We start from the raw sequence: 13,164 nt of genomic DNA on the forward strand, positions 1-13,164 counted from the left end.
GGGCGCACCGGCCGCTGTTTCAGGGCTGTCAAGCTCAGGGCAGAACCTTGAGGTCTTTGACGAACGACGTGGTGTAGGTCTCGGTCAGCTTCACCTTGGCAGGGTCGATGAGCTTGGCGTCCACCAAGAAGTCGTAGCTGGCCTTGGCGCGTGCGTCGGTCATGATGCCGATGCCCATGGTGGTGGCATCGCCGCCCGTGGCCATGCCCATTTCCTTGAGCTTGGCCACGCTGTAGGCGAGCTGTTCGTCGGTCATGTTGGGGTTGTCCTTCTTGATGAGCGCGTTGGCCGGGGCGGGGTCGGCCAGGTAGCTCTTCCAGCCTTCCATCGATGCCTTCACGAACGAGGCCACGGCGGCGCTGCGGTCCTTCACCGTCTTTTCCATGCACGAGATGGTGGTGGCGTAGGCTGGGTAGCCTTGGTCGCTGAACATCAGCGTGTTTGCCTTAACGCCCGCCTTGGCAATCGCAAACGGCTCGGACGTCAGGTAGCCCTGCTGGGCGGCGTTCTTGTCGGCCACGAAGGGCTGGATGTTGAAGGTGTAGGGGCGCGTCTGTGAGTCGGTGAAGCCGTACTTGGCCTTGAGCCAGGGCCAGTAGCCGCGCTGGGCCGACGAGGCGATCAGGATGGTCTTGCCCTTGAGGTCTTCGAATTTCTTCACGTCCTCGTGCGCGATGAGCACCTGCGGGTCCTTCTGGAACACGGCCGCCACATTGACCACGGGCACGCCGCCCTCACGCATCTGGATCATTTGCAGGTCGCTCGATCCCATCACGCATTCGGCCTGGCCGGCGGCCATCATCTGCACGATGTTGACCTGCGGGCCGCCCATCTTGATGGTCACATCCAGCCCGTACTTTTTGTACAGGCCCGTAGCCACCGCCTGGTAGAAGCCGCCATGCTCGGCCTGCGCATACCAGTTGGTCATGTAGGTGAACTTTTCCTGCGCGTGGGCTTGCATGGTGCCGACGGCACCAACAGCGAGCAGCGCGGCTGCACCAAGTTTGGAAAGGCGGGAGGCGGTCTTCATCATGTTGGTACTCCGGTAGGGTGGTGGAGGTGGAACGAAGGGACAACGAAGGGAAAGGCGAAAAGGTTTTGCGATAGCGTTCGCAGGTTTCAGGCCAGTGCGCTGGAGTGCTCCACGTGGCCGGTGTGATTGGCGCGGCCCCAGGTGGGCTCAGTGCGCGGTGCCCACTGCAGCCGATGCAGCTCGGTAATGGCGGCGGCCCAGCTCACGGCCAGCGAGTCGAGGATGGCGTGGCCCTGTTCGGCCGTGGCGGGCAGCGGGTCGCCAATGATTCCGCTGGGGCCGAAGTCGCGCGCACTCCAGGCGCAGGCCGGGCGGCCGTCGGGTGAGAGCAGGGGCGAGTCAAAAACGGGCGGATAGTTGACTACCGCACGCTCCATGTGCACGGTGTCGGGAGCCAACGCCAGCATCAACGCCGTCTCGGCGTGGCCTGCGTGCATCGCCAGTTTCTTTTCGGTGTCGGACAGGTACTTGCCCGCCACATGTGGTACCCGCCAGGTGAAGCTGGGCACCACAATGAAGTCGCCATGGCGCAGGCGCAACTCGCGTGCGCACATCTCCATCACCTGCGGCTGGCCGCCGTGGCCGTTGACAAACAGCAGCTTGCGAAAGCCCGCGCGGTACACCGACTCGCCCACCTCGTTCATGGTGGCCAGCAGGGTCTCGCCGCTGAGCGTGACGGTGCCGGGAAAGTGCAGGTGCTCTTCGGACTTGCCGTAGGTGATGGGCGCCATCGCGAACGCAGGCACATCGGCCGGCAGGCGCGCCAGCGCATGGCCCACCACACCCGCGCTGATCACCGTGTCCACCGCACAGGGCAGGTGCGGGCCATGCTGCTCGGTGGCGCCCGTGGGCAGCACGATGACGGTGTTCTCCTTGTCCGGCAGGTCGGCGATCTCGGTCCAGCTCAGGTAGGGCAGGTAGCGGTGGGGCGGGTTGTAGCCGTGCAGCATGGGTGGTTCTTTCGTGAAGGAAGGCGTTGTCAGCGCAAAGGGAGGTAGGCCGTGGCCTCCACCTCGATGAGGATGTCGGGCGTGGGCAACATGCCGCTCACTTCCACTACGGTGGATGCGGGGGGCTCGCCGGGGAAGAACAGCTTGCGCACGCGGCTGTACTGCGGGAAGTGGTCCAGGTTCTTGAAGTACTGCACCAGCTTGAACACGTCGGACATCTGGCCGCCCGCCGCTTCAATGGTCTGGCGAATGCGGTCCAGCACATACCAGCTCTGCGCGAGGATGGGGCCCTCCTTGATGTCGCTGCTGAACTCGCCCGTTCGGCCAATCAGCGTGGCGGCCTCATGCGGGATGTCGTCATAGCCACGCACGATGCGGCTGGCGGCAGGGTCCACGGCAATGATCCCGCTCAGGTAGATGAAGTCGCCTGCGCGGCGCCATGCGGCGTAGCGGGCCAGGGGCTGGGCGATACCTGGCGCAGATGTGGGGCTCATGCGAGGCTCCTTGCGGATTGGGTGGTTGGCACATGCCAGGCAGCCGGTGCATAGCCGCTGGCGACGCGGCCCTGGCGCAGCACCACACGGCTTTGTGCGCGCGATGGAAAGCCCCAGTGGTCAGCCTGCGTGAAGACCAGCAGGTCAGCCACCGTGCCAGGCTGCAGCGGCAGCGCCGTGGTGCCAGTGCGGCCGGTGCACAGCCAGTCGGCGCGGCACAGCGATTCGCTCCATTGGTCGAAAGGTGCATCCAGCTGCGCAGCCAGCACACCCGTGGCCAGGGCTTCCAGCGGGTCGAAGCTGCCCACGGGGCAGAACGGGTCTTGCACGTTGTCGCTGGCGACCAGCACCGGGATGCCGCGTGCACGGGCCTCCTTCACCAGCGTCAGACCACGCTGGCGCGGCGTGCGGCCGGTGGTGGCGTCCTGCAGCAGCAGGTTGGTGATGGGCAGCGTGACCAGGGTGATGGGGCTTTGTGCCACGGCATCGAGCGTGGCGAGGGCCGTGGCCTCGTCCTGTGCGGCCAGCGCGCAGGTGTGGCCGCAGACCACATGGCCTTCAAAGCGCAGTTCTTTGAGCAGTGCGGCGGTGGTCGCCAAGCCCTGGGCGCCGGGGTGCAGTTCTTCGTCCACATGCAGGTCCACGTTCAGGCCATGGTGTTGTGCGGCTTCCAACAGGTGGCGCAGCGCCTGCGGGTCCCAGTTGGTAGAGTGCACAAAGCCGCCCAGCAAGGCGCCAGGGCCGCTCGCAGCCACGGTGGCCGCCAGCCGCAGGGCGGCGCTGCGGTCTGCGTACAGGTGCAGGGGGATCAGGCTTACGCGCTCCAGCGTGATGCGGTCGGCCCAGTCGTGGGCCAGTGCGCGCAACACGTTCCAGGCCAGTGGCTGCGCGTCGGGCTCCCACCAGTCGCAGTGGGTGCGCAGGTGCACGGTGCCTGCGTCGTAGGCCCATTGCAGCGCGCGGCTGGCGCGGGCGTGGGTGTCTGCTTCGGTCCAGCTTTGGCGATCCACCATCATGGCCTCGATGGCGCCCAGCAGGCCGGGTTTGACTTCTCCCATGCGCGGCAGGGTGAAGGCCTTGTCCAGGTGGGTGTGCGCATCGACCAGGCCGGGCAGCACCAGCCCGCCTGCCACGTCCCACACAGCGCCGTGTAGCGCAGGCTGGGTGCCGTGGGGCAGCACTTGCACGATGCGGCCCTGGGCCAGGCGTAGATCGGCCAGTGCGGGCTGGTGGCCCTGCTGCGGCCACGCGGAGGGCAGCAGCCAGCGCGGCAGCCGGGCGCGCAGGATGTGGTCGGGGGTGTTGGATGCGTGCATGCCGTGGCCCTTAGAACGTGTTCTTATGCAAAGCGCGCCATCGCCTGGCCCACACGGGCCTTGAAGGCCGCCAGCCGGGGCGGTGTGGCCACGTTCATGTGGTAGTAGGCGTGGTAGTCCACCCGCGCCTTGCCGCCCGTGAGCAGGCGCATGTAGCGGGTGATGGACTTGCGCGGCGGGTCGCCCATGAACAGGGCCGTCCAGCGCGGGCGGCCGTAGGTGACCACGGCCGAGATGCGCTTGATGTGCGTGAGCGAGGGCTTGACGTTGTGCGGATCGCTGATGTCAAAGGCCACGCCGGGCATGAGCACGCGGTCGAAAAACCCCTTGAGCATCGCCGGCATGCCAAAGCACCAGGTGGGAAAGCAGAACACCACGGCTTCGGCCCAGAGCAGGCGGTCCACATAGCCCTGCACGGGCAACTGGTTGCTGGGCACCTCGTGGTAGCCCAGGCGCTCCTCGCGGGTCATCACGGGGTTGAAGCCCTCGGCGTACAGGTCGCAGTCGTCCACCTCATGGCCCGCGCCGCGCAGCTGCTGCACCACCTCGGTGTGCAGTGCGGCGTTGTAGCTGGTCTCTACCGGGTGGCAATAGATCACGAGGATGCGCATAGCGGGGGTCCTTCGGGTTGTGGGGGATGGGCCTACAGGTCCAGCGTGAGCGTGGCGCTGTGGCTGCGCGCGCAGCACACGGCGACGTGGGTGGCTTGCTCTGCAGCGCTCAGGCAGCTGTCGCGGTGGTCGGGCTCGCCGTCCAGCCAGCGGGTCACGCAGGTGCCGCACACGCCCTGCTCGCACAGGGTTTCCAGCGGCACGCCAGCGAGCTGCAGCACATCGGCCATGCTCTCGCCGGGGGCGACGGGCAAGCGCATCTGGCTGCGCTGCAGGATCAGCTCGAACGTGTGTTCTGTGCGGGCGGCGTCGGCGGTGTCAGGAGCTGTCTGCATTGTTTGACCATGTGATTTGATCGATTGGTCAAACTATTGCAAAGGATGTGCCAGCCACAAAAAGCGGTCAAACGTCTTTGTGGTGGATCAACGCGGCCTGAAAGGGGCTTTTGACGCCGCGTGCTGGTGCAAATTGCCCGGGATTCGCCCCTCGGGCACCCGAGGCATGCCCAGAATGGGGCGGGGGCCTTAGTCTGGTGCGAGGCCGCAGCCCAGCAGCACAAAGCTGGTGAGTTCGCGCACGATGGGCTCGCGGTCGATGGGCTCGTCGGGCGCCAGGCCCAGCATGATGTGCACCTGCACGCCGTAGTCGGCGTAGTGCTGCGTCATGCCCCAGATCTGCATCAGCAAAACCTTGGCGTCCACCTTGCGCATGCGGCCTTCGGCAATCCAGCGGTTGATGAGGTCCACCTTCTGCTGGGTGGACTTGACGGCCACCGGCCAGTACTTGCCCAGGTTGCGCCCACCGCCCAGCACCTCTGTGGTGAAGATGCGCGACAGGCCCGGGTTGTCCAGTGCGTAGTCGAGCTTCTTGCGCACATAGCTGCTCAACACCTTCTTGGGATCGTCGCTGTTGCTGTCAAAAATGAAGGCGCCCGACCAGCCGTTGAGCACCGAGTACAGCAACTCTTCATACAGCTCTTCCTTGCTGCTGATGTAGTAGTGCAGCTGGGGCTTGGTCAGGCCGGCGCGCTCGGCAATGGCTTTGGTGGATGCCCCCTTGAAACCATGGCGACTGAACTCGGCAATGGCCGCCTCGCGGATGGCGCCCAGGATGCGTTCGCGCCCCTGTTTGGCGCGGCTGAGCAGCGCGCCGGAGGCGGCTTCGGCTTCGGATTCGGTCATGGCTTTGGTGCGAGGCATGGGGGGATTGCAGAGTGTGCGCCGCAGATTCTGCCCGCGCAGGAGTGGGTCAGACTTTCCAGAACCCGATATGCGGTGCGCTGGCTTCTTCGACCAGCGCCGGGCCGATGCATTCGATGGCGTGGGGCGAGGCGGCAAACACGTCGCGGCACGACAGCTCGGCGTCGCGCTGTTCGGCACGTTCGCCCCGGAACACGCGCAGGCGTTCCGCATCGATGCCAAACACCACGCGCCCAATGCCCGACCAGAAGATGGCGCCCGCACACATCACGCAGGGCTCGGCCGACGAATACAGCGTGGCCTTGGCCAGGGCATCGCGGCCCACGCGGGGGCTGAGCTGGCGCACGGCATTGGTCTCGGCGTGGCCGGTGCAGTCGCCTGTCTCGGTGGTGTTGCAGTAGGCCTCGGCCAGCAGGCGCCCTTCGGCACTGATGACCACCGCACCAAACGGGCGGTTGCCGCGCGCGCGGGCCGTGCACGACCACGCGATGGCCTGGCGCAGGTAGGTGCCGTCGGTGTCGTTGATGGGGGTGGGGTCGTCAAAGCTGGCCGGGGGTGCAGACATGAGCGCGTGCATGGTGTAGGTGTCTCCGTCGATGGTGGGTGGGTTGCTATCGTTGTGCAACGCCGGACTGTCTGCACGCCCGCCGTTGTGGTGCAGGGCGCTATGCATTTGGCATGCCAATCACAATCAGTGACATGTATGCATGGCTTTTGATGCGCCGTGCCCAAGCGCTCTCACCCTGCGTGGACACACAAGCAAGGCGCCGTGGGCATTCTTCTTGCATCGCTTTTGGCAAGAGTAGAAGCGTTCACTGCGTTGCCCCCCTGTGCCATCCTGCACGGGGCGATGCCAGTCGGAAATTGCTCTTGAAGCCCGCTGTGCGCACAGCGGTGTGCGTTGGTACACCGTGGCTTCAAGGGTTGAAAGGATGGCCGCCGCAGGCGGTGTCACCCACTCTTGAAGCACCCAGCGGGAGGGCCTTTCTTCCTTCCACTTGTCTTCAGGAGAACTGCATGACCGCCACCTACGACCTCGCCGAGCTGCAAAAAGAAACGCGCATGGGCGCAATGGGCTCGGAAACCGCGAGCCGCGAGATCCGCCGCATCGACCTCAGCCACTTTGCGCAGCGCAAGACCGAGATTGCCGAACAGCTGTGGGACGCCGCTGTCGATGTCGGATTTTTCCAGATCGTGAACCACGGCATTGACCTGGCCGAAGTGCACAACGCCTTTGCGATGACCGAGCGCTTCTTTGCGCTGCCCGACGCTGTGAAGGCGCAGTACCCGCTCAAGAAAGCGCTGAATGTGGGCTGGGAAAGCCGCGCTCAGGTGCGGCCCTCCACCGGCACGCCGGATCAGAAGGAGTCGTACCAGATCACCCGTCCGCACATGGCGGGCCTGTGGCCCACCGACGAGGAGCTGGCGGGCTTTCAGGCCACCATGCTTGCGTTTGAGGGCCAGTGCTGGCAGGTGGCCATGCAGGTGCTGTCGTGTTTTGCATGGAAGCTGGGGTTTGACGAGGCCTTCTTTGCCCGCGCGCACGACCCTGCGCAGGCCAGTTACCAAAGCACCTTGCGCCTGCTGCACTACTTTGCGACCCCGCCCGAGCAACAAGCCCACCTGGGCCTGTGGCGCGCCGGGGCGCATACCGACTTTGATTGCCTGACCCTGCTCTTCCAGCGCCAGGGCCAGGGCGGCCTGCAGGTGTGCCCGGGCAAGGAGATGGACACCCAGGCCTGGACCTCGGTGGAGCCCGACGAGCAGGCCATCACCTGCAACATCGGTGACATGCTGATGCGCTGGAGCGACGACCAGTTGCCCAGCAACTTCCACCGCGTGAAGAACCCGCTGCCCGGCGAGTACATGGGGCCGCGCTACAGCATCGCTTTCTTTGCCCAGGCCAACCGCGACGCCATCATCGAAGGGCCGGGCAAGAAGTACCCCGCGATTGCTGCCGGCGACTACCTGAACCAGCGGGTGGCGGCCAACTTCAAGGCCTATTGAGGCGCGATGGATGGCACAGGGGTGGGCGTTGGTTCACCCCGCTGATGCCTCGACGGGCACCGCCATCGATGGCCTGGCCTGGTAGGGGCGGCTCAAACAACGTCGCGGGGCACGCCCACAGCGCTCACCCGGAACACGTTGTCCTCCGGGTCCGCCAGCACCGCCTGCCATTGGCCGTAATAGGTGGCGTAGGGTGGCTTGATGATCTGCCCGCCCAGAGCTTCTGCCTTCTCGCTGGCAGCGTCCACAGCATCGGGCCTGTCGAGCATGAAGGTGGCGTAGCCTGTCACGCTGCGCGGTGACGGCAAGGCTGCGCTGGGCTGCCGGTCAGCCAGGCCCAGCAGGGCATAGGCCTCGGGGGCGTTGAAGCCGAGCTGGAAGTGCTCGGTCTCCACCGCCCGGTAGATGGCCGAGCGCGTCCCCGGCGCCTCGGGCAACTGCAGCAGGGCTTGATAGAACTGCAGTTGTGCCTCGATGTCCTGGCACAGCAGGTTGAACCAGAGCCTCATGCCATCACCGCCGCGCTGGCTTTGGTGGTGGATGTAGCGGTCTGACCCAGGCCATAGGTCTTGCGGTACATGGCCTGCAAGTGCTCGCCCACGGTGCAGGGCTCAAAGCGCGGCGACTCACCGGCAGGCACACAGGTGGGGACGGGGACCACCTGGGCCTCGTAGTCGGGCGTGTAGAAAAACGGAATGGAGTGGCGCGGTGCGCCCCCGCTGTGCACATTGCGCACGCGGTGGGGGTTGGATCGGTACAGCCCATTCGTCCAGCGCGGAATCATGTCGCCCAGGTTCACCACCAGCGCTCCCTCGATGGGTGTGGCAGCCACCCATTCGCCGGTGGGCAGTTTCACCTCCAGCCCGCCATGGTGGTCCTGGGCCAGCAGGGTGATGGCACCCCAGTCGGTGTGCTCGCCCGCGCCAAAGGTGAGCGCATCGGCGCTCTCAGGATGGGGTGGGTAGCGCAGCAGCCGCAGCGTGAGCATGGGGCTCTGGTGTGTGTGGTCGAAGTAATCCTCGGGCAGGTCGAGCGAAAGCGCCAGCAGCTGCATCAGCCGCAGGGCCAGTTGCCGCATGGCGGCGATGTAGGTGCGGCTCTGGGTGGCCAGCTCGGGCAACGCCTCCGGCCACTGGTTGCTGCCGTAGGAGTGGTAGCCGCGCTGCACATACGGATGGTCTGCCGCGTAGTCCAGCCCGCAGTAGAAGCTCTCCTTGAGGTCCGGGCGCGCATTCGCGTCCAGGGTCTGCCCGCCCAGGCTTTCGTAGCCCCGCATCGCGGGTGAGTGGTGCAGCGAAATCGCTTCCTTGGAGGCCAGCGGCAGGTCGAAGAACTGCTGCGCCAAGGCAAACTGGCGCGCAATGATGTCCTGCGGCACACCGTGGTGGCGCACGTAGAAGAACCCCGGGCCCGTGCAGGCCTGGCGCAGTTGGGCGGCCACGGCCATCACGGCGGGGCTGCGCGGCGCGCCCGGCTGCAGGGCGCCACTGAGGTCGAGGAGGGGGATGCCCATGGCTTTCCCCTGGTCAGGCCTTGAGCTTGCGGTCTACGGCCGGGGGCAGAAAGCGGTCGGTCCAGATGTCGGCCACCGCCAGGCTGCTCTTGAGGCCAAAGGCTGCCACGGTCTCATCGATGGTGGCCTGCAGGCGCGCAGGCGTGGCAGCGCCCCAGCCGTTGGCGCGTGTCTCGGCGGTCTTCATGGTGCCGTCCACGATGAGCTGCAGGCGCTCGAACTCGATCTCTTCATGGGCCAGTGGCTCTCGGGCCTTGATGGCGGCAGCGCCGGCGCGCGGGTCGGCAATCGCGTCGACCCAGCCGCGTGTGGTGGCTTTGACGAAGGCCTTCATGGCATCCGGGTTGTCCTGCATGCTCTTGGCGTTGGCAATGAGCCCGTTGCCATACGACTTGAGGCCATAGTCCGAAAAGCGGAACACCGTGATCTGATCAGGTGTCAGGCCTCGCGCCTTCAGGTTGAGCAGACCGGTGAAGAAGAAGTACGCCGCTGCGTCGAAATCGCCTTTGACGAAGCGTGTGTCGCCGATGTCGGGTGCGACGTTCTCCCATTTCACGCCGCTGCCATCAAAGCCCTGTGCCTTGGCAAAGGCGGGAAAGAGCTTGCGCGAAGCGTTGAAGGGCTGACCCAGGATGGTCTTGCCCGCCAGGTCAGCGGGCTTCTTGATAGCGCCGTCCTTGCGCACCATGACCGAGTTGGGGTTCAGGTCGTACTGGATGGCGACCGCTGCCAGCCTGGACTGCGGGTTGGCGGTGTTGAACTCAATCATGGTCGATAGGTCGGCCGATGCCACGTCATAGGCACCACCCGCCACCAGGCTGATGGCCGAGGCAGACCCGTTGCCGGTGTCGATGGTGACATCGAGGCCTGCATCCTTGTAGTAGCCGCGCTGCTGCGCCAGCAAAAAGCCTGCGCCCGAGGCCTCGATCTTCCAGCCCAGGTTGAACTTGAACTTTTGCAGAGTGCCCTGGGCGCGCACAAACGGTGTGGCAGACAGAAGGGCGGCGGCGCCGGTGGCGCGGATGAGGGAACGGCGTTGCATGGTGGAGCACTCCTGGTCGTTGGCGGGTAACCACGGGGGAGTGAAAAGCCAGGCTTCACACCCCTCCGAACGGGGTGCATGCAATCAACCGACAGGGCGCTGGGGCTGCGAGGTGGGGGCACCGGCCTCCTGAAGACGCACAGTCCTGCGCGCCCGTGGTGGCGTCAGTCCATTGCATGCTTCAAGAGCAATTTCCGGGCGGTGGCCGCTGAACGCTTCTACTCTTGGCGTCTGCGTATTTGCAGGATCTGTGCCATGCGATCCCATCGTGCGGGCCATGCCCTAACACCCCCGCGCGCCACACCATGGTGCGCGCTGCACCAGTGTCTGGCGTGCAACGGCAACTGTGGTGCGAGGTAGGTCTTTACAGCCAGGGCTTGAGCCAGCCCAGCCCGTCGCTGGTGGCGTGGGCGGCGACCCCGCGCGCGGGGCGGTATTCGCAGCCAATCCAGCCGTCGTAGCCCAGGCTGTCCAACAGCTTGAACAGATAGGTGTAGTTGATCTCGCCCACATCGGGTTCGTGGCGCTCAGGCACACCGGCAATCTGGAAGTGGCCGACGTTGCCTGTGGGCAGGTACTGGCGCACCTTCATGGCCAGGTCGCCTTCCACGATCTGGCAGTGGTACAGGTCCATCTGCACCTTCACGTTGGCGACACCGATCTCGGCGATCAGTGCGTGGGCCTGGTCCTGGCGGCTCAGGAAGAAGCCCGGCATGTCACGGCCATTGATGGGCTCCAGCAGGATATGGATGCCATGGGGCGCGGCTTGCTCGGCGGCGTAGCGCACGTTGGCGATGTAGGTGGCGCGCACGGCGGCCGCGTCCGCACCCTGGGGCACCAGCCCGGCCATCACGTGGATGCGGGGGCATTGCAGGGCCTTGGCATAGTCGATGGCTTTGGTAATGCCTTCGCGGAACTCGGCCTCGCGCCCCGGCAGGCAGGCCAGCCCGCGCTCGCCCGCGTCCCAGTGGCCGGGCGGGGCGTTGAACAGCACTTGCTGCAGGCCGTTGGCTTGCAGGCGCGCGGACAGTTCTTGCGCAGAGTAGGCGTAGGGAAAAAGGTACTCCACCGCCTGGAAGCCATCGCGGGCAGCTGCGGCAAAACGGTCGAGAAAGTCCACGTCGTTGTAGAGCATGGACAGGTTGGCGGCAAAGCGGGGCATACAGAGGGTTCCTGAAAAATGAGGGTCAGCGGCGCGGTGCGTTGGTGAGCACCTGGGCCAGCCGGTCTTGGTACAAGCGTGCCAGGCCCACCGTGCTGTGGCCGAGGGTGTCGGCGCTGGCAGGGATCACGTAGGCCTGGGCGTGCGGGATGCGGGCGATGGCTTTGTCCAGCACACCCAGCTCGGGTGGGTTGCGCTCATCGTCTGCCGAGTTGATAGCCAGCACGCGCGCGGTGATGCGTTCCAGCCCGGGCTCGGGGTCGTAGTCGCGTGATGCCTCCCACTGGTAGATGTGGTCGTTGGCATCGCCACGGAAAGGCGCTTTGAGGCGTTGCTCCACCAGCGCATCGGCCGCAGCGCGATTGGGGGCCAGCTTTTGCAGGCCCTGGTTGCCGCCGTTGGTGCCCGTGCCAAAGAACACCGATGCAAACTGCAGGCTGCGGGGCTGGCGGGTGTAGTTGCCGCCCTGCCATTCGGGGTCGTTGCGGATGGCATCGACCAGCAGGCGGCGCATCATCCAGTTGCGGCCCGACATGGCGGCGGGCAGCGAGGCCATGGGCACGGCGATGCCCATGAAATCGGGGTAGCGCTGGGCCCACACCCAGGTGTGCATGCCGCCCATGGAGTTGCCGATGATGGCGCGCACATGGCGCACGCCCAGGTGTTCGGTCAGCAGGCGGTACTGGGCCTGCACCATATCGTCATAGTTGTAGGCCGGAAAGGCGGCGCGCAGGCCGTCAGACGGCTTGCTGGAGCGGCCGGTGCCGATGGCGTCCGGCAGGATGATGAAGTACTTGCGCGCATCCAGCGGTTGGCCGGGGCCAAACAGCGTGCCTGCAAAGCCGGGCGTGAGCATGCTCTCTGCCGAGCCATTGGTGCCATGCAGCACCAGCACCGGCTCACCTGCGGGATCGCCCACGGTGGAGTAGGACAGCTTGAGTTCGGGCAGGGTCTGGCCGGTGTGAAAGCGGAAATCCTTGACGACCCACTCGCCGTGTTGGGGGGCGGGGTAGTCCGCAGCCGATGCACCGCCCGTGGCCAGCACGCCCAGCAGCATGGGAGCAAAGGCTTTGCGCCAGAAAGAAAGGGTCATGGTTTGTCTCCTTGTGTGTTCTTTCATCCCCGCGCCATGGGCACAGCCCGTCCGTTACCAGTGGGCACCAAAGCTCTGGCGCAGCTCTTCGATCTGGGGCTCGGTCAGCGACGTGGGGCGAGGCTGGCACAGCATCCACAGGCGTGCGGTTTCTTCCAGCTCTTCCAGCACGGCCATGGCGGCGGCGGGCGTGTCGTGCCACACGTTGGGCCCCAGGCGCGCCAGCATCACAGCGCGCACAGGGCTGCCCTTTGCGGCATAGCGGCCAATGGTCTGCGCCACCAGCGCGGCTGCAGCCGGGTCGCCAGGGCGGTGGTAAGGGATGTGCGGCACGCGGCCCACCTTCATGACGAAGTAGGGCGTGATGGGGGGCAGCAATTGCGCATCGGACGCCAGCTGGCCACCTGCAGCGGTGTCGGCTTGCAGCGAGCAGGCCACCAGATGCGTGCTGTGGGTGTGGATCACGCAGCGGGCCGGTGCGGCTGTCGATGCCGAGGCCTCGTAAATCTGCCGGTGCAGCGCAATGGTCTTGCTGGCCCGGTCGCCCGCCACCTGCTGGCCTTGTGCGTCCAGGCGTGCCAGCCGCTCGGGCTGGAGGGTGCCCAGGCACGCATCGGTGGGGGTGATGAGGTAGCCATCTGCCAGGCGCACGCTGATGTTGCCTGCGGTAGCGTGTACATAGCCCCGCTCAAACAGGCTGCGGCCCACGCGGCAGATCTCGTCGCGGGCCTGGCGCTCATCCAT

At 65.9% G+C, this 13,164-nt stretch carries 15 protein-coding genes; 1 reads left to right on the top strand and 14 read right to left on the bottom strand.

Annotated features, from left to right (window positions below):
• Window positions 1-34: 34 nt before the first annotated feature.
• The 8 genes from AC07X4_RS12115 to AC07X4_RS12150 all read right to left on the bottom strand — a co-directional run bounded on the left by AC07X4_RS12115 (window position 35) and on the right by AC07X4_RS12150 (window position 6,168).
• Complete coding sequence (locus AC07X4_RS12115) at window positions 35-1,033, bottom strand: ABC transporter substrate-binding protein (RefSeq protein WP_494740186.1); 999 nt, start codon at window positions 1,031-1,033, stop codon at window positions 35-37.
• Between the two features lie 86 nt (window positions 1,034-1,119).
• A complete protein-coding gene (locus AC07X4_RS12120) occupies window positions 1,120-1,983 on the bottom strand; it encodes a creatininase family protein (protein ID WP_436131714.1) in 864 nt (287 codons plus the stop codon).
• 29 nt (window positions 1,984-2,012) lie between these two features.
• The gene (locus tag AC07X4_RS12125; protein ID WP_121943611.1) at window positions 2,013-2,477 is read right to left on the bottom strand and encodes a RidA family protein; all 465 of its coding nucleotides are present in this window, start codon (window positions 2,475-2,477) and stop codon (window positions 2,013-2,015) included.
• A complete protein-coding gene (locus AC07X4_RS12130; protein WP_436078152.1) occupies window positions 2,474-3,793 on the bottom strand; it encodes an amidohydrolase family protein in 1,320 nt (439 codons plus the stop codon). Before AC07X4_RS12130 ends, AC07X4_RS12125 begins: the two co-directional genes overlap by 4 nt.
• Before the next feature lie 23 nt (window positions 3,794-3,816).
• Window positions 3,817-4,404 carry an NAD(P)H-dependent oxidoreductase gene (locus AC07X4_RS12135; protein WP_044398955.1) on the bottom strand — a complete coding sequence of 196 codons (588 nt, stop codon included), beginning with the start codon at window positions 4,402-4,404 and terminating at the stop codon, window positions 3,817-3,819.
• Window positions 4,405-4,436: 32 nt separating this feature from the next.
• Window positions 4,437-4,739, bottom strand: coding sequence for a 2Fe-2S iron-sulfur cluster-binding protein (locus tag AC07X4_RS12140; protein ID WP_476017034.1), 303 nt, complete (start codon window positions 4,737-4,739; stop codon window positions 4,437-4,439).
• A 189-nt stretch (window positions 4,740-4,928) separates the two neighbouring features.
• Window positions 4,929-5,585, bottom strand: coding sequence for a TetR/AcrR family transcriptional regulator (locus AC07X4_RS12145; protein WP_056747723.1), 657 nt, complete (start codon window positions 5,583-5,585; stop codon window positions 4,929-4,931).
• 67 nt (window positions 5,586-5,652) lie between these two features.
• The gene (locus AC07X4_RS12150) at window positions 5,653-6,168 is read right to left on the bottom strand and encodes a nucleoside deaminase (RefSeq protein WP_369750496.1); all 516 of its coding nucleotides are present in this window, start codon (window positions 6,166-6,168) and stop codon (window positions 5,653-5,655) included.
• Between the two features lie 452 nt (window positions 6,169-6,620).
• Here AC07X4_RS12150 and AC07X4_RS12155 point away from each other — a divergent pair, with 452 nt between their 5' ends.
• Window positions 6,621-7,610 carry an isopenicillin N synthase family dioxygenase gene (locus tag AC07X4_RS12155; RefSeq protein WP_494740187.1) on the top strand — a complete coding sequence of 330 codons (990 nt, stop codon included), beginning with the start codon at window positions 6,621-6,623 and terminating at the stop codon, window positions 7,608-7,610.
• A 92-nt stretch (window positions 7,611-7,702) separates the two neighbouring features.
• Here AC07X4_RS12155 and AC07X4_RS12160 read toward each other — a convergent pair whose 3' ends face one another.
• The 6 genes from AC07X4_RS12160 to AC07X4_RS12185 form a co-directional block, all read right to left on the bottom strand.
• Entirely contained in the window at window positions 7,703-8,119 is a 417-nt protein-coding gene (locus AC07X4_RS12160; RefSeq protein WP_494740188.1) for a VOC family protein, read from the bottom strand.
• Window positions 8,116-9,123, bottom strand: coding sequence for an isopenicillin N synthase family dioxygenase (locus AC07X4_RS12165; RefSeq protein ID WP_494740189.1), 1,008 nt, complete (start codon window positions 9,121-9,123; stop codon window positions 8,116-8,118). Before AC07X4_RS12165 ends, AC07X4_RS12160 begins: the two co-directional genes overlap by 4 nt.
• Before the next feature lie 13 nt (window positions 9,124-9,136).
• A complete protein-coding gene (locus AC07X4_RS12170) occupies window positions 9,137-10,165 on the bottom strand; it encodes an ABC transporter substrate-binding protein (protein WP_494740190.1) in 1,029 nt (342 codons plus the stop codon).
• 364 nt (window positions 10,166-10,529) lie between these two features.
• The gene (gene otnI / locus AC07X4_RS12175) at window positions 10,530-11,327 is read right to left on the bottom strand and encodes a 2-oxo-tetronate isomerase (RefSeq protein ID WP_494740191.1); all 798 of its coding nucleotides are present in this window, start codon (window positions 11,325-11,327) and stop codon (window positions 10,530-10,532) included.
• A gap of 25 nt (window positions 11,328-11,352) precedes the next feature.
• The gene (locus AC07X4_RS12180) at window positions 11,353-12,420 is read right to left on the bottom strand and encodes an alpha/beta fold hydrolase (RefSeq protein ID WP_494740192.1); all 1,068 of its coding nucleotides are present in this window, start codon (window positions 12,418-12,420) and stop codon (window positions 11,353-11,355) included.
• 54 nt (window positions 12,421-12,474) lie between these two features.
• Window positions 12,475-13,164, bottom strand: coding sequence for a class II aldolase/adducin family protein (locus AC07X4_RS12185; RefSeq protein WP_494740214.1), 690 nt, complete (start codon window positions 13,162-13,164; stop codon window positions 12,475-12,477).

The organism is Acidovorax sp. GW460-11-11-14-LB4, from assembly GCF_059423685.1.